Source organism: Streptosporangium subroseum, assembly GCF_900188345.1.
GTDB lineage: Bacteria > Actinomycetota > Actinomycetes > Streptosporangiales > Streptosporangiaceae > Streptosporangium > Streptosporangium subroseum.
Genome location: NZ_FZOD01000074.1, coordinates 24,242 through 46,041, shown reverse-complemented (window position 1 = coordinate 46,041; position 21,800 = coordinate 24,242). Strand labels below are relative to the sequence as shown.

Genomic DNA, 21,800 nt, shown 5'->3' with positions numbered 1-21,800 from the left:
TGGGGTTGTCGGTGTCGGTGGCCTCGTACCACACCGTTAGGTGGAGGTCCGGAAATCCCTTGAAGAATTGCTCAAAGAGCCACGCGATCTGTTCGTGCCCCTCTGCCATTCCTACGGGAGAGACAAAGATGGCATCCTCGGTAAAGAGATCGAGCAACCGATGCACGTCATGGGCGTTGATCGCGTCGGCCATCCCGCGCTTGATTTCCCACTTGTCGACCATGGATGTTCCCCCTCCGCGGTCGATATATCAACCCATATATCACGCTATCCACGAGTAGGCCGACTATGGACCACGAGGCCGTCGCGGGCACGCCAGGGATGCCCAGCAATCTCCCAGCCGAGGCAAATTCGTGTAGACCCTTGCCGCGCTCGCCGGGCCTGACGCTTACGTTCCGCTTGTCCATCCCGTTTGCCGTCGACCCCACCGCGGAACGGCAGCGGGCCGGCGACGACCGGTGACTGGCGGCCTCACCCTCGTGGAAGCTGGAGATAGGTTCAGCCGTCCATCGCTAGGCTGCCTCGGGCAGGCGGGAGTCATCAATCTCGGCGAGCACGTCTCGGGCGGTCACCGATAGTTGCTCGATCTTTTTAAAGCAGCATCGGCCGTTCACAGCTCTTGCTTGGCGTTGTGGGCCTCGCGCCACTGCTCGGCCGCCTGCAGCATCGCCTGGCCGACGTGGTCGAAGAAGTCGCCGACGTCCCCCAGCCGGCCCCCTGCGGGCGAGGCGGCCCCGAGGGTCTCAGCCGCCCGGCGGGCGAAGTCGGCCAGCAGGGCGTTCTGGCGAGCGCCGGCCATCCAGGCGCGGAAGAGCGCGTCGGCGTCGATGATGTAGCGGTCGCGGCGCCTGCGCGGGTCGCGTTCGCGGCGGACCATCTCCTGCTGTTCGAGCTCGCCGATGGCCTTGGAGACGGAGGCCGGGCTGACCTGAAGGTGCCGGGTGAGTTCGGCGGCGGTAAGGCTGCCGCTGTCGGTGAGGTAGAGGCTGGCGAGCACGCGGGCGGTCATCCGCGACAGACCGGTGCTGATCAAGATCTCGATGAACTGTTCCTCCACGGCGTCGACCGCCTCGACGTCGCGTTCCCCAGGGGCAGGCTGGCTCCTCCTGGCGCGTTCCCGGGTGGCCTCGTGCGCCTGGTCTGCCTGGTAGCCCTCGGGTCCGCCGTTGCGGGCCACTTCACGCGTGACGGTGGACAGCGGCCGGTCCAGGCGGACGGCGATCTCGGTATAGGTGAGCCCTTCCGCCAGGCCGTCGGCGATCTGCCGGCGGTCCTGGTGGGTCAGCCTGCCTCCGGGCATGGATGTGCCTTCCTGGTCGCGTCCGCACGGACGGGCAGTCTTGCATCCACCCTCATCTCATTGCAAGTCAGCCACTTGCATTCATCGACAGTCCATTGCAATTACTCCGTATTTACCCACTCAACCAGCAGATTCATCGTTGACGAATATCTGAATGCAAGCTAGCTTTTTGCATATCGAAACGAAAAGCTTGATCGGAGTTCCTGTGAAGTCCTGGCATCGTCCGCTGCTGATCTGCGCGGGCCTTATGTGCACCCTGATGTTCGTCTGCCTTGCCGGTTTGCTGATCGACGACCGCACGCTGCTGGGTGAGTCGGTGTGGGTCAAACCGTTGAAGTTCGGCTTCGCCTTCGGCCTCTACGCCGGGACGCTCGCCTGGCTGCTGTCGAAGCTGACCAAGGGCAGGCGGCTGGGCTGGTGGGTCGGCACCGTGTTCGCCGTCGCCGCGACCGTCGAGGTCGGCGTCATCACCCTGCAGGCGGCCCGTGGCACCATCAGTCACTTCAACGCCGACCAGAGCGATCCCGTCACCCTGGCCCTAGTCCCGTTCCTCACCTACGGCGTGATGATCATCCTGATCGCGCAACTGATCATCGGGATCATGGTGCTGGTCCAGCGCACCGCCGGTCCCGCGCTCACCCGCGCGATCCGCGCCGGACTGGGGCTGGCCACCGTAGGCATGCTCATCCCGCTCTATTGGATGGTCACCGACATCCATCCCCGTACGGTCACCGACGCCAACGGTGCCCAGATCCCCATGTACCAGGGCCACGGCATCGGCGACCCCGACGGCCACGGCATGCCCCTCACCAACTGGAGCGTCACCGGTGGAGACTTCCGCGTCCCGCACTTCTTCGGCCTGCACGGCATCCAGGTGCTGCTCGTCCTCACCGCGGTCCTGGCCGCCCTGGCCACCCGGTACGCCTGGTTGCGGGACGAGCGAGTGCGTGCCCGTCTGGTGGGTTCCGCCGCCCTCGGCTACAGCGGCCTGGTCGCCGTCGTGACCTGGCAGGCCGCACGCGGCCAGTCCCTGATCCACCCTGATTCGGCCACCCTCGCCACCTTCGCCGCGACGGCGCTGGTCACCGCGCTCACCACCGCCTGGACGATCATCGCGGCCAGGCGAGCCGTACGGCAGGCCATCGACGCGGGGCCCCGCCCGCTGATCGCCACCTCAGCCTGAAACGCCGCCCCGAGCCCACACCCGACCTTCAAGGACCCGATCATGACCGACCCGGCGATCTCCACCACCGGCCTGCGCAAGGCCTACGGCAAGCACCTCGTACTCGACGGCGTCGACCTGGACATCCCGGCCGGCACCGTCTTCTCCCTCCTCGGCCCCAACGGCGCAGGCAAGACCACCATGGTGAAGATCCTCTCGACGCTCATCTCCGCCGACGGCGGCGACGTCCGGGTGGCCGGCCACCACCTGACCAGGGAAGCCCAGGCCGTACGCGCCGCGATCGGCGTCACCGGCCAGTACTCCGCGGTGGACGGCCTGCTCACCGGTGAGGAGAACCTCCGCCTCATGGCCGACCTGCACCACCTGGGCCGATCCCGGGGCCGCGAGCAGGCGCGGGAACTGCTCGAGCAGTTCGACCTGGCCGAGGCCGCCGGCAAACCCGCCGCGACCTACTCCGGCGGCATGCGACGCCGCCTCGACCTCGCCATGACCCTCGTCGGCGCCCCCCGCATCATCTTCCTCGACGAGCCCACCACCGGCCTGGACCCGCGCAGCCGCCGCACCATGTGGCAGATCATCCGCGGCCTCGTCGCCGACCACGGCGTCACCATCTTCCTCACCACCCAGTACCTGGAAGAAGCCGACCAGCTCGCCGACCGGATCGCCGTGCTCGACCACGGCAAGATGGTCGCCCAAGGCACCGCGGAAGAACTCAAACGCCTGGTCCCCGGCGGCCACGTCAGCCTGCGTTTCGCCGACCCACACGGCTTCGAGACGGCGTCTCAGGGGCTGCGCCCGATCTCCCGCGAAGAGGAGACGCTCACCCTGCACGTCCCCAGCGACGGCGGCATCAGATCGCTGCGAGCGCTGCTCGACTGGCTCGACGGCGCCTCCGTCACCGTCGACGAACTGGCCGTCCACACCCCCGACCTCGACGACGTCTTCCTCGCCCTCACCCAGGAAAGCGAATCCGCCCGATGAACGCGCTCCACGACTCGGCCACGATGCTGCGCCGCAACCTGAGGCACATGCTCCGCTACCCCACCCTCACCCTCATGATCATCGGCATGCCGATCGTCTTCCTGCTGCTGTTCGTCTACGTCTTCGGCGGCACCCTCGGCGCGGGGCTCGGCCAGGCAGGTGGCCGCGCCGACTATCTCGCCTATGTCACCCCCGGCATCATCCTGATGACGGTCGCCTCAGCCACCACCGCCACCGCGGTGACCGTCGCAACCGACATGACCGAGGGCATCGTTGCCCGCTTCCGGACCATGGCCATCACCCGCGCCTCCGTCCCGACCGGTCACGTGCTCGGCAGCATGATCCAGACCCTGCTCGGGGTCGCCGTCGTCACCGGCATCGCCGTACTTCTCGGGTTCCGCTCGACCACCGGCCCTCTGCAGTGGCTCGCCGCGCTCGGCATCCTGACCCTGTTCGTCCTCGGCCTCACCTGGTTGTCGGCCGCGCTCGGCCTGCTCTCTCCCACTGTCGAGATCGCCAGCAACATCCCCATGCCGCTGATGTTCCTGCCCCTGTTCGGCAGCGGCTTCGTCCCCACCGACTCCATGCCCGGCGCGTTGCGCTGGTTCGCCGAGCACCAGCCGTTCACCCCGCTCATCGAGACCCTGCGATCCCTGCTGCTCGGCACCCCGATGGGCGACAACGCGACCGTCGCCATCGCATGGAGCGCCGGCATCGCCCTGGTCGGCTACGTGTGGGCCAGAAAGCTCTACAACCGCGACCCCGCCCGCTAGATCTCGGCGAGCTGCTCACCGCCGGCCGAAGAACCCGTCGCGCTCCTGCAGCGCACGGTCTCCATCCGCGGCGGCATCATGGTCGTCGACCAGAAGATCCACATCGGTCGGGTGCACGCCCGCAAGATCCTCGACGTGACCGTCGACGACACCCGCATCGCCATCCACGACAACGGCGAACCGCTGCGGGTGGTGCCTCGGACCACGACCCAGGAGATCACGCGAATCAAGTCCAAGGCGCATACCAGGCAGCGAAAGATTGGCTAGGGATCAGGGTGATGAGGCAGACGGCCCTGTCCGCACCCCGGGTCCCGTCCTTTACCGTGCGGGCGACCTCATCGTGGTGAGATCACACGTGCAGCTGTAATCCTCCGCACCTCCGTGCTGGTTTCCTGATCACGTCCAAGGCGCATGCTGGACAGCGAAACAGCAGCTAGGAGTGTCAAGCATCATCCGATGCCAAAGCGTCAAGCATCAAGTGAGACGAGACACCTCGATCAGCACAGCCTTTCGAGGAGACCGAGTACAGGAATTAGCGGTAGGCGGTGGCTCAGTAGCTACGGTTGGGCCAGTGTGGATCCTCCCAGCGGGCGGGGCCGGCGAGGCCGAGCAGTCGCACCCGGTGGAGCAGTTCTTCGGGGGCATTCTGAGCGTGCAGTCGGGCAGGGGCGTGGCGGATCAGCCAGGCCGTCAACTCGGCACGCGGCTCTTCCTCGTCCTCCCAGTTCCAGGTCTCCCAGGGGAGTTGGTCTCTCAGTAAGTCGCGCTCCCAGTGCGCCACCGCTTCGGCCAGGTGATGATCGGCCACGGCGTGCGTCTGCGCTTCCCAGACCTGTAGCCATGGGCTGAGCGTGCCGGCGGCTTCGGCACATAGGGCGAGGACCTCATGTGCGGGCACAGCGGGATCCGGGTCGGTGAGAATTTGGGCCCACCAGGCGTGCAGGAACTCCCGCACCGCTGTGGCCTGCTCGGCAGGCCACAGCTGCCAATGGCCGGAAGCGAGTGAATGCCCGACCTCCTCCATGCCGGAGAAAGGCTCGACAAGGCCGCTGACGAGGGCCGTGGAGAACTGGGGCAGAATGCGGCGCAGCACGGATGCGTGGTCATCCCAGTCCTTGGCCCGCCAGGTGGCATGCAGAAGGTCGAGATTCAACTCCACATCCGGCACCTTCAACTGGGCGAGGTCTTCCGCGCTGCCCCAGTGGCACTCGCAGTTGTTCTCGTCGGGACGGGCGGTCATGCCGCGGAAAGTGACGGCCATGCGCTTCAGCGCGGCGTCGAGACGAAGGCGTTCAGGCGTCTGGTCAAGATTCATCATGGGTGTTCGCCTTCAAGGACTCCGGGAGCTTGCGCCAGCCGAAGATCGCTACATTACCGGGCCCATGGTCACCTCGCTGCATCGGCATCCCAAGGGACTGGACACTCGATCAGCACCTGCACTGATCTTTGAAGGGCTCTAGATCATCAGGGCGATGCCGAGGCTATGGATCAGATCTTCCCGCAGGCTTGAACGCTGTTCATGACCGCGTCTCGGCCTCCGCGTTGGGCTTGTCTTCGGCTCGTGGCACGCCGGCGATCAGGACGAGCGCAGCAATAGCGCCGTAGAGCGGGAGCACGAACCCAGGCCCCTGCGAACCCTCAGGGCAATAGGGGGAGAAGAACGCAATGGTCGATAGTGCGTAGTAAGCAGCTGTCACGAGCGCTCCGCCCGCTCCTATCCAGGCCAGGAGTCGGCCCCTTTGGGGCAGTGATCGCCGTGCGGCCACGGCCAGCGCTATCAAAGCAGGGGGAAGAAGAGTGGCCATCGCGCCGAAACCCAGACCGAGCACATCACGACCGGTGTATCCGTCTTCGGCGTTCAGATAGGCGCAGATGTGAATCTCTGTATCTACTGGCAACAAAGCCCAGTTAGGAAGGGTGGACAGAAGGATGGCACCCATCCAGCACAACAGCGCGCGGTGCTTCATCGCCCATATCCCCCAGGACCCCACAACCGCTCATCCTCCGGGCGGACCTCGGGACGGGGAGGCTCAGTGTTCCGGCTGTAGCTCGTGACCTTCGGACGAGATACGACCTTAGTCACTCACTTAGTCACCCGGAAGATCAAAAAGGCCACTTCCCTTGGTGGGAAATGGCCTCTGAACTGTGTGGGGCTACCAGGACTTGAACCTGGGACCTCTTCCTTATCAGGGAAGCGCTCTAACCGTCTGAGCTATAGCCCCTCGTACACACAACGAACGGTGCCGCACTCGCTTGGCGAGGACGAATCCGTTCACTCGAACAGGGAAAAGCTTACCCTGTTCTGACGCCCGCTCGCGCCATGTCCCCGGCTCTCAAACCGGGGACATGGCGGCAGGTTGCCTACTCGGCCTCGCTGAAGGTGACCTCCACGCCGCCGACCAGGTCGGAGGCGATGTTGTAGATCACCGCGCCGAGGGTCGACATGGCGGTGATCAGCACCACGTTCACCGCGCCGATCAGGGCGGTGTAGCCAAGGATGCGGACCGGCTCGAACCAGGAGGCGACGTCCACACCGCTGGTGGACTTGCCGTCGGCCGTCGTCAGCTGGTTCACCGTCTGGATGATGTTCTCGAACACCCCAAGCCCAGACAGAACCATGTAAAGAACCGCGACCGCGATGAACAGCACCACAAAGCAGACCAGCGAGACCACGAAGCTGAACTTCATGGCCGACCACGGCTCGATGCGACGCAGCACCAGGTGTGCCTTGCGCGGCGGCCGAGGAGCCGAGTCCTGAGTCGCCTTCTTGTCCGCACCCTCCGGAGGAGCATGGGGAGACGAAAGCCCCCCCGGCGACCACGGGGTACGGCTCGGCTCCGCCGGGCGGATCCGTACCGTGGATTCGCCCTGCTTTTTGTTGTCCTCGATCGCCGTCACGCTCTGCCTGCCCTTGGGCTCGTCGGTTACCGAATCATCGGTCCCCGGCTTGGGCGCACTACCGTCGGCCGGTGACTCGACCACCTCGACGACATTCGTTTCAGCGGTCTTGTCCATCTTCTCCGTCACCTGATCGCGTGTCGATGACGAGGCCGGACGTGGACCCGGATTGGACTGAGCATTCACGGGCTACTCCCCTTCCCCGTTTTCCTCAGTTTCCAAAGTCTCTGCTTCCAAAGCCTCGGCGTTTCGGGCGAGAGCCACGACGCTGTCCCCCTCCGCGAGATTCATCAGACGCACCCCCATGGTCTGGCGGCCGGACTGCTTGATCTCCCCTGCACTGGTCCGGATAACCCCGCCGGCGGACGTGATCGCGAAGACCTCGTCCTCGGGCCTGACCATGGCCGCGCCAACCAGCTTGCCACGAGCGCTGACGATCTTGGCCGTCAGGACGCCCTTTCCGCCTCTTCCCTGCAAAGGATATTGCTCGGCAGGGGTGCGCTTGGCATAGCCGCCCTCGGTCGCGATCAGCACGTGGTCGCCGTCTGCCATCCGGTTCATGGCCAGCAGCTCGTCTCCGTCGAGGAAACGCATGCCGATCACACCGCTGGTCGCCCGGCCCATCGGCCGCAGCGCCTCGTCGGAGGCCGTGAAGCGAATGGACTGAGCTCCGCGAGAGACCAGGAGGAGGTCGTCCTCCTCCGATACCAGCCTGGCGGCGATCACCTCGTCATCTTCGCGCAAGTTGATGGCGATGAGGCCACCCGTGCGCGGCGAGTCGTATTCGGAAAGGCGAGTTTTCTTCACCAGACCGCTTCGGGTCGCCAGCACGAGGTAGGGAGCGACCTCGTAGTCGCGGAGGTCCAGGACCTCCATGACGACCTCGTCCGGCTGCATGGCCAGCAGGTTCGCCAGGTGCTGGCCACGGGCGTCCCGGCCGGAGTCGGGCAGCTCGTAGGCCTTGACCCGGTAGACCCGGCCCTTGTTCGTGAAGAACAGCAGCCAGTGGTGGGTCGTCGTGACGAAGAAGTGGTCGACGATGTCGTCTTGGCGCAGCTGCGCGCCGCGCACACCCTTGCCGCCGCGCTTCTGCGCCCGGTAAAGGTCGGTGTTGGTGCGCTTGGCGTAGCCACCGCGGGTGATCGTGACGACCATGTCCTCTTCGGCGAGGAGGTCCTCGATGGACATGTCGCCCTCGTAGGCGATGATCTCCGTCTGGCGCTCGTCGCCGTACTTCGCCACGATCTCGGAAAGCTCGTCGAAGACGATCGTCCGCTGCCGCTCGGGCGAGGCCAGGATGTCCTGGTAGTCGATGATGTGCGCCATCAGCGCGTCGTACTCGTCGGTGATCTGCTGGCGCTCCAGAGCCGCCAGCTTGCGCAGCTGCATGTCGAGGATGGCCTGCGCCTGGATCTCGTCGATCTCCAGCAGCGTCATCAGGCCGCCCTGAGCCGCGGACGCCGATGCCGACCGCCGGATCAGGGCGATGACCTCGTCCATCCGGTCGAGGGCCCGCAGCAGGGCACGCAGGATGTGCGCCCGCTCCTCGGCCTTGCGCAGCAGATACTTCGTCCGGCGGACCACGACCTCGATCTGGTGCGAGACGTAGTGGCGGACGAACTGGTCGAGCCGGAGCGTACGCGGGACGCCGTCGACCAGGGCCAGCATGTTGGCGCCGAAGGTGGTCTGCAGCTGGGTGTGCTTGTAGAGGTTGTTCAGCACGACCTTGGCGACCGCGTCGCGCTTGAGCACGATCACCAGACGCTGGCCGACCCGGGAGGAGCTCTCGTCACGGACGTCGGCGATACCGGTGATCCGGCCGTCCTTCACGGACTCGGCGATCGTCAGCGCGAGGTTGTCCGGGTTGACCTGGTAGGGCAGCTTGGTGATGACCAGGCACTGGCGGCCCTTGGCGTCCTCCTCGACCTCCACGATCGCCCGCATGGTGATCGAACCGCGACCGGTCCGGTAGGCGTCGTCGATGCCCCGGCGGCCGACGATCAGCGCGCCGGTGGGGAAGTCGGGCCCCTTGACCCTGGCGATCAGCGCTTCGAGGAGCTCCTCGTCGGTGGCCTCGGGGTTCTGCAGGCACCACTTGACCCCCTCGGACACCTCCCGCAGGTTGTGCGGCGGGATGCTGGTCGCCATACCGACCGCGATTCCGGCCGATCCGTTGACCAGCAGGTTCGGGAACCGCGCCGGCAGGACCACGGGCTCCTGGGAGCGCCCGTCGTAGTTGGGCACGAGATCGACGGTGTCCTTGTCGATGTCGCGCAGCATCTCCATGGCGATCGGCGCGAGCTTGCACTCGGTGTATCGCATCGCCGCCGGCGGGTCGTTGCCCGGCGAGCCGAAGTTGCCCTGCCCGTCGACCAGCGGGTAGCGCAGCGCCCAGGGCTGGGCCATTCGCACGACGGTGCCGTAGATGGAGGAGTCACCGTGCGGGTGGTAGGAGCCCATGACGTCACCGACGACACGGGAACACTTGAAATAACCACGGTCGGGCCGGTAGCCGCCGTCGTACATGGCGTACAGGACACGGCGGTGGACCGGTTTGAAACCGTCTCGGACGTCCGGCAGGGCACGCGAGACGATGACCGACATCGCGTAGTCCATGTAGCTGCGCTGCATCTCGGACTGGATGTCCACCGGTTCGACGCGATCGATCGGAGGTCCAGGCGGAGTGTTCACTTCCGTCACAGGTCAAAATCCTTTTCTGGTACGGCTACCGCTACACGTCGAGGAATCGGACGTCCCGGGCGTTCCTGATGATGAAGGAGCGGCGGGCTTCGACGTCCTCACCCATGAGCACGCTGAACAGCTCGTCGGCCTGAGCGGCGTCATCAAGGGTGACCTGCAGGAGCAAGCGGGTGTCGGGGTTCATGGTGGTCTCCCAGAGCTGGGAGGCGTTCATCTCGCCCAGACCCTTGAAGCGCTGCACGTTGTCACGGGGCCGGGGGTCGGGCTTGCCCGAGTCGATGCCGGCCTGGATGACCGCGTCACGCTCCCGGTCGGAGTAGGCGTAGGAGGCGTCGTCGCCTCTCCGGTCCCACTTGATCTTGTAGAGCGGCGGCTGCGAGAGGTAGACGTGCCCGGCCTCGATCAGCGGCCTCATGAAGCGGAACAGCAGGGTCAGCAGCAGGGTCGTGATGTGCTGACCGTCGACGTCGGCGTCCGCCATCAGGATGAGCTTGTGATACCGCAGCTTGGCGATGTCGAACTCGTCGTGCACACCGGTGCCCATCGCGGTGATCAGCGCCTGGACCTCGTTGTTCTGGAGGACCCTGTCGATCCGTGCCTTCTCGACATTGAGGATCTTGCCGCGGATCGGGAGGATCGCCTGGAACTTGGAGTCGCGACCGCCCTTGGCCGAGCCACCCGCCGAGTCACCCTCGACGATGTAGAGCTCGCACTTCTCCGGGTCGCTCCACTGGCAGTCGGCCAGCTTGCCCGGCAGGCCTGACCCCGACTCCAGCAGCGACTTGCGCCGGGTCAGGTCGCGGGCCTGGCGGGCCGCGAGGCGGGCACGGGAGGCCTGCAGGGACTTGGTGATGATGTCCTTGGCCTCGCCGGGGTTGCGCTCGAACCAGTCGCGCAGATGGTCGTTGCAGGCCTTCTGGACGAACGACTTGGCCTCGGTGTTGCCCAGCTTGGTCTTGGTCTGGCCCTCGAACTGCGGGTCGGCCAGCTTCACCGAGATGATCGCGGTGAGACCCTCGCGGATGTCCTCACCGGCCAGGTTGTCGTCCTTGCCCTCCTTGAGGAACTTCTGCTCGCGCGCGTAGCGGTTGACGATCGACGTCAGCGCCGCGCGGAAGCCCTCCTCGTGGGTGCCGCCCTCGGCGGTGTTGATCGTGTTGGCGAAGGTGTAGACCGACTCGCTGTAGGAGTTGTTCCACTGCATGGCGATCTCGACCGCGATGCCCTCGCCGTTCTCCTCGAAGTCGATCACCGAGAGGTGAGCGGGCTCCTTCTTGGCGTTGAGGTGCTTGACGAAGTCGGAGAGGCCGCCTTCATACCGGTAGGTGACCTCTTTGGGCTCGCCGTTGACGAAGTCGGGCCGCTCGTCCCTGATGGAGATCGTCAGGCCCTTGTTGAGGAAGGCCATCTCCTGAAAGCGGCGCGTGAGCGTCTCGAAGTGCCACGTCGTGGTCTCGAAGATGGTCTCGTCGGCCCAGAAGGTGATCGAGGTGCCGGTCTCGTCGGTCTTCTCCCCCTTGGCCAGGGGAGCGATCGGCCGGGTGTCGGCGTAGTTCTGCCGCCAGTAGTGACCCTCGGTGCGGATCTCCACGTCGAGTTTCCTGGACAGGGCGTTGACCACCGAGACGCCGACGCCGTGCAGACCGCCGGAGACCGCGTAGGACTTGTCGTCGAACTTTCCACCCGCGTGCAGCACGGTCAGGACGACCTCGACCGCCGGCCGGTTCTCGCCGGGGACGATTCCTACGGGAATGCCTCGGCCGTTGTCCACAACTCGCACACCGTTGTCTGCGAGCAGTGTGATCTCGATCCTGTCGGCATGTCCTGCCAGGGCTTCGTCGACGGAGTTGTCCACAACCTCGTAGACGAGGTGGTGGAGACCACGCTCTCCGGTCGAACCGATGTACATGCCTGGGCGCTTACGGACCGCCTCAAGCCCTTCGAGAACGGTGATTGAGCTAGCGTCGTAGGACAAGTGCGAAATCCTCCTGCCGCGGACACGCGGCGCGGGAACACATGGCCCCGCCGTGCCCGTCACCGTCATGAATGCCCCGATGCGCTCACCCAGGGATCGGCGCATACGCCGGGGTGACACGCAAACGGACGTGTCCGGAATTCAATTTCATTCTAGCGGCTCGGAACACATCGTGTGGCATTGACGGCCTCTAGAAGCCTCTGTCGCGCGACGATCATCATCTCAAACATCCCCCTACGGGGATGGGGGTCACCACGCCAGACGGGCCACTGATCCGTTTCTGTGTGATCGATCAGCCGTATGTGTCGCCCGGGCCGCGGCTTCCGGTGACCCTCAGACCGCCGCTGGGACGGGGGCCGTTCTGGGGTCCGCGCACCTTCACGCGCTGTACCGTTCCGTCCCCAAGCTCCTCATTCAACCTTCTGACCAGCGTCCTGGCGAGCAATCTCACCTGGGTCGCCCAAGCCGTGGAGTCGGCGACCACAAGAACCTCGCCGTCGGCGAAGGTCTCCGGCGTGGTGTGGGCCGCCATGTCGGGGCCGACGATCTCGTGCCAGCGGCCGAACACCCCGCCCACCGCGGCGGGCTGCTCCCAGCCGCGGTCGGCCAGAAGGTCCGCTATGGCCCGGCCGAAAAGCTGGGGATCCCCGGAGTCCCTGCGCGGTCCGTACGCCTTGCGCCGCGGCTCGCGGCGTGGCAGCTGACCCCGTTTGGCCGCGTCCGATTTGGCCTGGGCCAGTTTCTCCCTCGCCATCGCCGCGCCCTTGGCCGCCGCACTCTTGGCCGACCCCGATCCCGACCCCGATCCTGATCCCGCATCGGATCCCCGCTCCGGATCCGAGGCGGGGGCCTTGGCCGATCCCGGTTCGGAGCTCTTGACCAGTTCCAGCTTCGGACCCTGGGCCGATCCGGGCGCCGGGCTCCGGGTCGGTCCCGGCTCGGAACCCCGGGAAGATCCCCGCTCCGGCCCCTGGGCCGATCCGGGCTTGGAGCCCTGGGCCGATCCCGGCGCCGGACTCCTGACCAACCTGAGCTCGGACGGTGTCTTATCGGACACGGGTCACGCCACCTTCCGCCACGTCGAACCGGGATCCGGCCAGCTCGGCCGGCACGTCATCGGGAACCGCCGCGGTGATCAGCACCTGCTCCGCGGGGGCGACCATCTCGGCCAGGCGGCGCCGTCGCCGGTTGTCCAGCTCGGCGAAGACGTCGTCGAGGATCAGCACCGGGTCGCCGCCGTCGGCCTTCAGGAGGTCGTAGGCGGCAAGCCGGAGCGCCAGTGCGAACGACCACGACTCGCCGTGGCTGGCGTAGCCGCGCGCGGGCAGCTCTCCCAGGCCGAGGAACAGATCGTCGCGGTGCGGGCCGACCAGGGTGATGCCGCGTTCGAGCTCGGAGCTCCGGACCTCCAGCAGGGCGGCCCGAATCTGCTCCTCGAGAGCGGTGCGGTCGACGCCGGCGTCGCTAGAACCGTCGGCGCGGTCCGTCCCCAGGCCTGTGGACAACGTGCCGCGATACTCCAGGTTGGCGGAGGCGGAGTCGGGTGCGAGGGAGGCGTAGGAGGCCGCGACCAGCGGCCGCAGGACCTCCACCAGCTCCAGCCTGGCCGCGAGCAGCTCCGCGCCGTGCCTGGCCAGATGGGCGTCCCAGACCTCAAGGGTGCTCAACGGGTCTCCCGCCCCGGCCGCGGCGAACGCCGCCTCGCTCTCGGCCCTGCGCCCGCTCCGGCTGCCCCTCCGCGCCTGCGCGGCCGTGCGCAGCAGGGCCCCGCGCTGCTTGAGCACCCGGTCGTAGTCGGCGCGAACCCCCGCGAACCGGGGAGTCCTGGCCACCAGGAGATCGTCCAGGAACCGGCGCCGCTCCGAGGGGTCGCCCTTGACCATGGACAGGTCCTCGGGAGCGAACAGGACCGTGCGCAGCAGGCCGATGACGTCGCGCGGGCGGGCCACGGGCGAGCGGTTCAGCCGGGCCCGGTTGGCCTTCCCCGGGTTGAGCTCCAGCTCGATCAGCGCCCGCCGGTCCTCGCGCATCACAACCGACCGGATGATCGCCCGCGCCGCGCCCTGCCGTACCAGCGGGCCGTCGTTGGCGACCCGGTGGCTGGACTGTGTCGCCACGTAGCCGAGGGCCTCGACCAGGTTGGTCTTGCCCTGCCCGTTGGGCCCGACGAAGGCGGTGACCCCCGGCTCCAGCCCGAGGTCAACGGATTCGTAGGAACGGAAGTCGGTCAGGGAGAGGCTGGCGACATGCACCTCAGGAAGATTAGTCGGCCACGCCCGTCACTGGGGCCTCGCCACGTTTGTACGGCTTGCCCCTGTGGAAAAGGTATGGGCGCAAGCCGTACGAACGTGGGATTACTTCTGGGCCTCCACAGGCGGGACGACATCGGCGCCGGGGGAGTCGGCGCCCTTGGCCACCGAGCCCTCCTTGGAGGTGACGGCGTGCCCGCCGAACTGGTTGCGCAGGGCCGCGACGACCTTCATGGCCGGCGAGTCGTCCTGGCGGGAGGCGAACCTGGCGTACAGCGCGGCGGTGATGACCGGCAGCGGGACCGCGTGGTCCACGGCCGCCTGCACCGTCCAGCGGCCCTCGCCCGAGTCCTGCGCGTATCCCTCGAGCTCTTCCAGGGCCGGGTCCTCGTCGAGCGCGCGGACCAGCAGGTCGAGCAGCCAGGAGCGGATGACCGTGCCGGTCCGCCAGCTCTTGAAGGCGCCGGGCACGTCGGTCACGATGTCGGAGGCCTCAAGCAGCTCCCAGCCCTCGGCGAAGGACTGCATCATGCCGTACTCGATGCCGTTGTGGACCATCTTGGCGAAGTGACCCGCGCCGATCTCGCCGGCGTGGACAAAGCCGTCCTGCTCGGGCTTGAGGGTGTCGAAGACCGGCATCATCCGGTCGACGTTCTCCTTCGAGCCGCCGACCATCAGGGCGTAGCCGTTCTGCAGGCCCCACACGCCCCCGCTCACGCCGCAGTCGACGAAGCCGATCTGCTTGGTCCCGAGGTAGGCGCCGTGCCTCTGGTCGTCCACGTAGTGCGAGTTGCCGCCGTCGACGAGGATGTCGCCGGGCGACATCAGGTTGCCGAGCTCCTCGATCGTCGCGTGGGTCGGCGGCCCCGAGGGCACCATGACCCACACCGCGCGCGGCTCCTGAAGACGCTCCATGAGCTCCTTCAGGCTTGAGACGTCACTGACCGCGGGATCGCGGTCGTAACCGACGACGTCGTGGCCACCGCGGCGCAGGCGCTCTGCCATTTTGCCGCCCATTTTGCCCAGCCCAACCATGCCGATCTGCATACGAGCACCCCCTTCAGGGTTCCATCATCCACCTACGTCAGGCGTGCCCGCGCGAGCCGTACCAGCTCGGCGTTTCCGTCAACCGGATCGCCCACAGGGCTGTGGAGGACATCCTCCAGGCCGATGCGCGTGGCCAGACCCAACTGCCCCGCCTCGTCCACAAGTATCCAGGCCGGGGCTTCCTCTCCGTGGAGGAGCCTGGGCCCGGGAACGCCCAGGTGGTCAAGGCGGGCGAGCACCGCGTGTGCCCGGGACACGGACGTGTCCGCGGAGCCGCCGATGATCTCGACGAGCACCCGCAGGCACTCCAGCCCGGTCGCGGCGAGCGCGTCGGCGTCGTCCACAGACCAGACACCGGCCTCCACACCCACTCCGAGCCGCCGCAGATCCTGCCACAGGTCGGAGAAGCCCTCTTCAGCGAGGTTCACCGACGCGAAATCCGGCCGGTCCCGCGGCTCCAGCTCGGCCCAGCCCTGTACGGCCTCGCGCCGCGCCTCGACGTCCCCGCCGGTTATCCACAGGCCCGTGCTGACCCCGACGGGAAACCCGGGACACGCCTGCCGCACCGTGCGGACGGCCGCGCCGATGTGGACGGCGCTGAGTGACTCCCTGCCCGTCGCGTCGCGCGGATGCATGTGCACGGCGTCCGCACCCGCCTCACGCGCCTCACGGGCCGCTTCAGCGAGCTCCAGGGGTGTCACAGGGAGGGCCGGGTGGTCGCCGGGTCTCCTGTTTCCGTTGAGACAGGCTTTGATCATGGTCATCCCATGCCTCGCCTCCGCCTCCGCGTCCACATCCGCTCCCGCGTCTCGGTCCGGCTCGCCGCCCAGCGTGCCGGATCAGCTGGAGAGGCGGATGGGCATGATCAGGTAGCGGTAGTCGGGAACCCCGCCGTCGTCCACAGGCTTGCCACCGGTGAGGATGGCGGGCTTGGTGGACGTGGTCATCTGCAGGCGCGCCACATCGGAGTCGATCGCGCCGAGCCCCTCCAGCAGGAACTGGTGGTTGAAGGCGATGTTGATGTCGTCGCCCTCGAAGTCGACCGCGAGCACCTCGACCGCCTGGGCCTCGTCGCCGCTGCCCGCCTCCAGGACGACCTCGTCGCCGCGGAAGGCCAGCCGGACGGGGGTGTTGCGCTCGGCGACCAGGGCCACGCGCTTGACGGCCTCGACGAAGACGCTCGTCGGCAGGTCGGCGCGGGCGGAGAACTCGGTCGGCAGCAGCGAGCGGTACTTGGGGAACTCGGGGTCGAGCAGCCGGGTGGTGGTGCGGCGGCCGGCACTGGAGAAGCCGATCATGCCTTCGCCGGTGCCGCCGACCGAGCTCATCGCGATCTCGATCTCGGCACCGGTGTTGCCCAGGGCCTTGGCCGTGTCGGCGAGGGTCTTGCCGGGGATCATGGCGATCGCGGAGAAGTCGGGCTGGTCCGGCTGCCACTTCAGCTCTCGTACGGCGAGGCGGTAGCGGTCGGTCGCCGCCAGGGTGACCGTGTCGCCCTCGATCTCCACGCGCACGCCGGTGAGCATCGGCAGGGTGTCGTCCTTGCCTGCGGCCACGGCGACCTGGCCGACGGCCGAGGCGAACACGTCGCTGCCGATCCGTCCCGCGGCCGGGGGCATGGCCGGCAGGGACGGGTAGTCCTCCACAGGCATGGTGAGAAGGGTGAACCGCGCGCTGCCACAGGTGACGACGGCCTTCGCGCCCTCCACAACAAATTCCACCGGTTGTGCGGGCAGCGCCCTGGTGATCTCGGCGAGCAGCCTGCCGGAGACGAGCACGACGCCTGCCTCGCCCGTCTGCAGTTCGAGGGTCACCTCGGCGGAGACCTCGTAGTCGAAGCCGGAGAGCTTGAGCTGCCCGTCTTCGGTGACTTCGAGACGCATGCCGGCCAGCACCGGCACGGAGGGGCGCGCAGGCAGACTGCGCGCCGTCCATGCGACCGCCTCAGCGAGCACGTCTCGGTCGACCCGGAACATCACGTGGATCTGCCTCCTGTGTATCGAGCGCCGTTCGCTCGGTGCCTGGGGTTCAAGTGTTCACTGTCCCGCACCTGCGCTCTCCCGGAACCCTCTTATGGCTCTTGGGTTTCCTATTGAGAGATACAAGTGGTCATCGCATTAGGGGCGGTGGATACTGTGGAAAGCCGTTGTTTCCGCAGCTCAGACCCTGTTTTTTCATCCACCGGGCCTGTGGGTGAACGGTGTGGAGAACTCTTGGGCCTGGGGAGAACCGAGTTGTACACACAGGCCATCCCCAGATCTTGGGTCCTCTGTCCACCGGTTATCCACGAGGTTTCCCCAGGTTGTCCACCGGGTAAGAGGTCGTTTTGTCCCTGGGGAAAACTCTCTTCACAGGGTCCCCACAGGTTATCCACGAGTTGTCCCCAAGTTGTCCCCAAGTTCTCCCCAGAGTTATCCCCACGTCCCGAACGGGGTTCGGGACGCTGACCTCCCGGATGATCATGGTTGGGTGCTCCGATGGCGCTCTTTTGCCACGGCCGTGCCAATGATCCACAAGGTTTTCCACAGCCTGTGCATCACGCGAGGGAAATCCTCATCCATTGCGCGACTGCTGCTTGATCCTGGTGGTGAGTTCGTTGACCTGGTTGTAGATCGAGCGACGCTCGGCCATCAGGGAGCGGATCTTGCGGTCGGCGTGCATGACCGTGGTGTGGTCGCGGCCGCCGAACTGCTGGCCGATCTTCGGCAGCGACATGTCGGTGAGTTCCCTGCACAGATACATCGCGATCTGGCGGGCGGTGACCAGGACGCGCGAGCGTGACCCGCCGCACAGATCGTCGATCGACAGCCCGAAGTAGGCCGCGGTGGAGGCCATGATCGTGGCTACGGTGATCTCGGAGCCGGCGTCCTCGGTGATCAGGTCCTTGAGCACGACCTCGGCGAGCTGCAGATCCACCGACTGCCGGTTCAGGCTGGCGAACGCGGTCACCCGGATCAGGGCGCCCTCGAGCTCGCGGATGTTGGTGGAGATGCGGCTGGCGATGTATTCGAGCACCTCGGGCGGGGCGGCCAGGCCCTCCTGGATCGCCTTCTTGCGCAGGATCGCGATGCGGGTCTCCAGCTCGGGCGGCTGGACGTCGGTGATCAGGCCCCACTCGAACCGGTTGCGGAGCCGGTCTTCCAGCGTGACCAGCTGCTTGGGCGCCCGGTCGCTGGAGATGACGATCTGCTTGTTGGCGTTGTGCAGCGTGTTGAAGGTGTGGAAGAACTCCTCCTGCGTCTGCTCCTTGCCCTCCAGGAACTGGATGTCGTCCACAAGCAGGATGTCCACGGCCCGGTAGCGGCTGCGGAAGCCGTCTGCCTTGTGGTCGCGGATGGAGTTGATGAAGTCGTTGGTGAACTCCTCCGAGCTCACGTATCTCACCCGCGCGCCGTCGTAGAGGCTCTGCGCGTAGTGGCCGATCGCGTGCAGCAGGTGGGTCTTGCCCAAACCCGAGTCACCGTAGATGAACAGCGGGTTGTACGCCTTGGCCGGCGCCTCGGCCACCGCGACCGCCGCCGCGTGGGCGAACCGGTTGCTGGAGCCGATAACAAAGGTGTCAAAGGTGTACTTCGGGTTCAGCCGGGCTGGCTCTCCCTGCGTACGGCTGCCGCGGCTGTCCCACCTGTTCTGCACGTGGCTGGGGCCCGGGTTCTGCGCGCCGCGGTCGAAGGTGTCCGGTTCGGGGCGCGGAGGAGAGGGTTGCGGGGTGTAGCCGCCGCGGCCGTATCCGGAGTTCGGCTCCCCCTGCGGTGGCTGTGGGGAGGGCTCCGCGGGGAGGTAGGGCTGAGGGGACTCCTCCACGTGCTGGTACGGGTAGGAGAACGGCTGGCCCTGTGGTTGATGCTGTGGATATTCGGTGGACGGAGGGGCGGCGGGCCCGGGGGTCGGATAGGGGTGCTGCAGGCCAGAACCGTTGTGGTGCTGGGGAGTTACCGACTGTGTATAACTCTGCTGCGGTCCGTTGCCCTGTGTATAACTCGTCTGCGGTGCCTGGGGATAAGGCTCCTGGCGAGGGGCGAGGCCGGGCTCCGAACCGGCCGCGGCGGGGTCCACCATGACCGCGACCCGCATCGGGCGGCCGAACTCCTTGGAGAGTGCGTGGCTGATAAGCGGACGAAGCTTATTTTCCAGGACATCTCTGGCGAAATCGGTGGGGGCGGCCAGGACCACGGTGTCGTTCATGAGGCCGAAGGGCCGGGTCATGCTGAGCCAGACGCGCTGCTGGGAGGGGACGCTCTCGTTGAGGGAGTTCTCCAACGCCCGTGCCCATACCGCGCTGAGATCCATTCCATCCATGGTCCGGCTCTCCTCCTCCCGACGCGGTCCCGCCTTAGTTCACCGCGATCTGTTTATCCACACCGATGGCCGCCGGGCGTGCCGGATTCCGCTGTTGTCCACATGCCGGCGTCCCCGTGGCCCCGCCGGGGGCACTGTTCGAAATCCACATCGAATCCACAAGGTGTGCACAGTCTGATACCTGCGGCCCTGGCGCATTCTCGCAGTAGAGAGAAGGTCTGGAAGGGACGACAGTAGCCCTGTCCCCAGCTGTGGACAAGACGTTGTCCACAGCCTAGTGGCAGCACGAGGGACACTGCGTGCACATCCTGTGGATGGCGAGGCGCCGGTGGAAAAGTGGCCTGTGGAAAGGTGGATAACCTATATAGGCGTGCCCCCCGGTTTGACCTGGGACACGCGTGACCCCTAACGTACGAAGGTCGGCTTGCCACGCGACGGCTATTTCGCATGCCCCGCTTCCGGTAAGCCAGCCACTGTCGAGCGTCCCCATGTGCTGGGGATGCGCTTAAGCCTGGAGCCCACTCGTGACCAAGCGTACTTTCCAGCCGAACAACCGCCGTCGCGCGAAGACTCACGGCTTCCGTCTCCGCATGCGCACTCGCGCCGGCCGTGCCATCCTGGCCGCCCGTCGGCGCAAGGGCCGCGTCGAGCTGTCCGCCTGACGCATCCGTTGCGCCCGGTTCGCCGGGCCAAGGCAGCCACGCACCGTTGCCCGCCGGCCGTGATGTCGGCGGGCGACAGCCGTGTCTGCCGAGGGTCAATCAAGGTCTCTCGTGTTGCCGTCCGTGTCCCGCATGCGCCGGGGCGAGGAGTTCGCCAACGCGGTCAGAAAGGGAAGCCGAGCAGGCCGCCCCACACTGGTCGCGCACCTCAGCATGCGTCCGAATGCGGATGAACCCCCTTTGATCGGATTCGTGGTGAGCCGCGCCGTGGGAGGCGCTGTTATACGAAATCGAGTTAAACGTCAGTTGAGACACCTCATGCGAGACCGTCTCGACAGGCTTCCGAGAGGTAGCCTGCTGGTTGTACGCGCCAATCCACCGGCCGCGTCCGCGCGGAGCGAGCGCCTTGCCGCCGAGCTTGACGTCGCGTTGGATCGTTTACTCAGGCGGCGAGAGTCTTCCAAGACTCGCATGGATGGGCGATGATGACGGCGCAGCAGACCGCCGGGATTTCTCCGGCTGCCAGGGTCCTGATGGCTCCGGTCCGGTTCTACCGGGCCTACGTGAGCCCTCTGCTGGGCCCCCGTTGCCGTTTCCATCCTTCGTGTAGTGCTTACGGTCTTGAGGCGTTGACCGTCCATGGTGCGCTGCGCGGCACATGGTTGACGATCCGGAGAATCGGGCGTTGCCACCCATTCCATCCCGGAGGTTTTGACCCGGTGCCCCCACGCCCGGGCCGGTCCGACGAAACGCAAGGGAGCTAGCTCGGTGGAGCTGTCCTGGCTGAACTGGCTATATACAGCAGTCGCCCAAGTCATCATCTGGATTCATCAGGGCTACAGCAGCGTCCTCAGCCCGGACAGCGGGCTGACATGGGCGCTGACCATCATCACGCTGACGGTCCTGATGCGGCTGCTGATCTTCCCCCTCTTCCTCAAGCAGATGCGCTCGTCGAAGAAGATGCAGGAGCTGGGCCCACAGGTCGCAGAGATCCGCAAGCGATACAAGAACGACAAGCAGCGCATGAACCAGGAGGTCATGGCGCTGTACCAGGGGCAGGGGGCCAACCCGCTCGGCGGCTGTCTGCCGGTCGTGGCCCAGTTCCCGATCTTCATCTCGATGTTCACCGTGCTCAACGCCATGGCGCACGGCCAGCTCAAGTTCGGCATGACGCAGCAGTTCGTCGACAGTGCCCGGCATGCGCACATCTTCGGCGCCCCGCTGCCCGCGACCTTCTGGAGCACCGGCCCGGAGATCGAGGCGTTCGGCGCGAACCCGATCCAGACGAAGATCGTGCTCGCGTTCTTCGTGGCGATCAGCTCGCTGACCACGTTCCTCACCGTCCGGCAGAGCGTGGGCCGCTCGATAGCGCAGATGCCGGACAACCCGATGGCGAAGCAGCAGAAGCTGCTGATGTACGTCTCGCCGCTGTTCGCGTTCTTCTCGCTGAACTTCCCCCTCGGCCTGATCCTTTACTGGGTCACCACCAACCTGTGGACCCTGAGTCAGCAACACTGGTTCTACAGCCGCAACCCCTCCCCCGTGGTCGACGCCAAGGGAAACGTGACGACTCCTGAGCCCAAGCCGAGCCTGCTGAGCAAGGTCAGGAAGCCGCCCCCGGAGCCCCCGGCGCCGCCCGTGGAACCGGAGCCCAAGCCGATCCGCCAGCAGCCGACCCGCCAGCCCCGCAGTAAGCGGACCGGTAGCAAGAAGTCCTGACGACCCATCCCGAC

21 protein-coding genes and 1 tRNA gene are annotated in these 21,800 nt (G+C 66.5%); 8 read left to right on the top strand and 14 right to left on the bottom strand.

Annotation, left to right across the window (positions count from 1 at the left end):
* On the bottom strand, window positions 1-223 hold a 223-nt coding region (locus tag CHC08_RS41075; protein ID WP_143653562.1), incomplete at its 3' end, for a nuclear transport factor 2 family protein.
* Between the two features lie 387 nt (window positions 224-610).
* Window positions 611-1,300, bottom strand: coding sequence for a MarR family transcriptional regulator (locus CHC08_RS41070; protein ID WP_089212797.1), 690 nt, complete (start codon window positions 1,298-1,300; stop codon window positions 611-613).
* A 205-nt stretch (window positions 1,301-1,505) separates the two neighbouring features.
* Here CHC08_RS41070 and CHC08_RS41065 point away from each other — a divergent pair, with 205 nt between their 5' ends.
* The 4 genes from CHC08_RS41065 (at window position 1,506) to CHC08_RS48910 (ending at window position 4,504) form a co-directional block, all read left to right on the top strand.
* Window positions 1,506-2,483 (top strand): hypothetical protein, encoded by a 978-nt coding sequence (locus CHC08_RS41065; protein WP_218825734.1) that lies wholly within the window; start codon window positions 1,506-1,508, stop codon window positions 2,481-2,483.
* A 42-nt stretch (window positions 2,484-2,525) separates the two neighbouring features.
* On the top strand, window positions 2,526-3,464 hold the full coding sequence (locus tag CHC08_RS41060) for an ATP-binding cassette domain-containing protein (RefSeq protein WP_089212796.1): 939 nt from the start codon (window positions 2,526-2,528) through the stop codon (window positions 3,462-3,464).
* Window positions 3,461-4,237 (top strand): ABC transporter permease, encoded by a 777-nt coding sequence (locus CHC08_RS41055; protein ID WP_089212795.1) that lies wholly within the window; start codon window positions 3,461-3,463, stop codon window positions 4,235-4,237. Before CHC08_RS41060 ends, CHC08_RS41055 begins: the two co-directional genes overlap by 4 nt.
* A 78-nt stretch (window positions 4,238-4,315) precedes the next feature.
* A complete protein-coding gene (locus CHC08_RS48910; RefSeq protein ID WP_143653561.1) occupies window positions 4,316-4,504 on the top strand; it encodes a hypothetical protein in 189 nt (62 codons plus the stop codon).
* Window positions 4,505-4,787: 283 nt separating this feature from the next.
* Here CHC08_RS48910 and CHC08_RS41050 read toward each other — a convergent pair whose 3' ends face one another.
* The 12 genes from CHC08_RS41050 to dnaA all read right to left on the bottom strand — a co-directional run bounded on the left by CHC08_RS41050 (window position 4,788) and on the right by dnaA (window position 19,396).
* On the bottom strand, window positions 4,788-5,555 hold the full coding sequence (locus CHC08_RS41050; RefSeq protein WP_089212794.1) for a hypothetical protein: 768 nt from the start codon (window positions 5,553-5,555) through the stop codon (window positions 4,788-4,790).
* A 199-nt stretch (window positions 5,556-5,754) separates the two neighbouring features.
* Complete coding sequence (locus CHC08_RS48905) at window positions 5,755-6,204, bottom strand: hypothetical protein (RefSeq protein WP_143653560.1); 450 nt, start codon at window positions 6,202-6,204, stop codon at window positions 5,755-5,757.
* Between the two features lie 181 nt (window positions 6,205-6,385).
* Window positions 6,386-6,459: transfer RNA gene (locus CHC08_RS41045), tRNA-Ile, on the bottom strand.
* Between the two features lie 139 nt (window positions 6,460-6,598).
* On the bottom strand, window positions 6,599-7,252 hold the full coding sequence (locus tag CHC08_RS41040) for a DUF3566 domain-containing protein (protein WP_089212803.1): 654 nt from the start codon (window positions 7,250-7,252) through the stop codon (window positions 6,599-6,601).
* 72 nt (window positions 7,253-7,324) lie between these two features.
* Window positions 7,325-9,835 (bottom strand): DNA gyrase subunit A, encoded by a 2,511-nt coding sequence (gene gyrA / locus CHC08_RS41035; protein WP_089212793.1) that lies wholly within the window; start codon window positions 9,833-9,835, stop codon window positions 7,325-7,327.
* A 31-nt stretch (window positions 9,836-9,866) separates the two neighbouring features.
* Window positions 9,867-11,810: a DNA topoisomerase (ATP-hydrolyzing) subunit B gene (gyrB, locus tag CHC08_RS41030; RefSeq protein ID WP_089212792.1), complete on the bottom strand. Its 1,944-nt coding sequence runs from the start codon at window positions 11,808-11,810 to the stop codon at window positions 9,867-9,869.
* A gap of 292 nt (window positions 11,811-12,102) precedes the next feature.
* Window positions 12,103-12,867 carry a DciA family protein gene (locus CHC08_RS52075; RefSeq protein ID WP_245878883.1) on the bottom strand — a complete coding sequence of 255 codons (765 nt, stop codon included), beginning with the start codon at window positions 12,865-12,867 and terminating at the stop codon, window positions 12,103-12,105.
* Complete coding sequence (recF, locus tag CHC08_RS41020) at window positions 12,857-14,062, bottom strand: DNA replication/repair protein RecF (protein ID WP_089212790.1); 1,206 nt, start codon at window positions 14,060-14,062, stop codon at window positions 12,857-12,859. The genes CHC08_RS52075 and recF overlap by 11 nt, the downstream gene beginning before the upstream one ends.
* Before the next feature lie 102 nt (window positions 14,063-14,164).
* Window positions 14,165-15,106 (bottom strand): phosphogluconate dehydrogenase (NAD(+)-dependent, decarboxylating), encoded by a 942-nt coding sequence (gnd, locus tag CHC08_RS41015; RefSeq protein WP_089212789.1) that lies wholly within the window; start codon window positions 15,104-15,106, stop codon window positions 14,165-14,167.
* Between the two features lie 32 nt (window positions 15,107-15,138).
* Window positions 15,139-15,870 carry a 3-keto-5-aminohexanoate cleavage protein gene (locus CHC08_RS41010; RefSeq protein WP_089212802.1) on the bottom strand — a complete coding sequence of 244 codons (732 nt, stop codon included), beginning with the start codon at window positions 15,868-15,870 and terminating at the stop codon, window positions 15,139-15,141.
* A 75-nt stretch (window positions 15,871-15,945) separates the two neighbouring features.
* Entirely contained in the window at window positions 15,946-17,085 is a 1,140-nt protein-coding gene (gene dnaN / locus CHC08_RS41005; protein ID WP_089212788.1) for a DNA polymerase III subunit beta, read from the bottom strand.
* A 574-nt stretch (window positions 17,086-17,659) separates the two neighbouring features.
* Complete coding sequence (gene dnaA, locus CHC08_RS41000) at window positions 17,660-19,396, bottom strand: chromosomal replication initiator protein DnaA (RefSeq protein WP_420823609.1); 1,737 nt, start codon at window positions 19,394-19,396, stop codon at window positions 17,660-17,662.
* A 533-nt stretch (window positions 19,397-19,929) separates the two neighbouring features.
* Here dnaA and rpmH point away from each other — a divergent pair.
* The 4 genes from rpmH (at window position 19,930) to yidC (ending at window position 21,786) form a co-directional block, all read left to right on the top strand.
* Window positions 19,930-20,067: a 50S ribosomal protein L34 gene (gene rpmH / locus CHC08_RS40995; protein ID WP_089212786.1), complete on the top strand. Its 138-nt coding sequence runs from the start codon at window positions 19,930-19,932 to the stop codon at window positions 20,065-20,067.
* An 81-nt stretch (window positions 20,068-20,148) separates the two neighbouring features.
* Window positions 20,149-20,553 carry a ribonuclease P protein component gene (gene rnpA, locus CHC08_RS40990; protein WP_338055729.1) on the top strand — a complete coding sequence of 135 codons (405 nt, stop codon included), beginning with the start codon at window positions 20,149-20,151 and terminating at the stop codon, window positions 20,551-20,553.
* Window positions 20,553-20,831, top strand: a complete 279-nt coding sequence (yidD, locus tag CHC08_RS40985; protein WP_089212801.1) for a membrane protein insertion efficiency factor YidD — start codon at window positions 20,553-20,555, stop codon at window positions 20,829-20,831. The genes rnpA and yidD overlap by 1 nt, the downstream gene beginning before the upstream one ends.
* 4 nt (window positions 20,832-20,835) lie before the next feature.
* A complete protein-coding gene (gene yidC, locus CHC08_RS40980) occupies window positions 20,836-21,786 on the top strand; it encodes a membrane protein insertase YidC (RefSeq protein WP_089212784.1) in 951 nt (316 codons plus the stop codon).
* The last annotated feature ends 14 nt before the right edge of the window (window positions 21,787-21,800 follow it).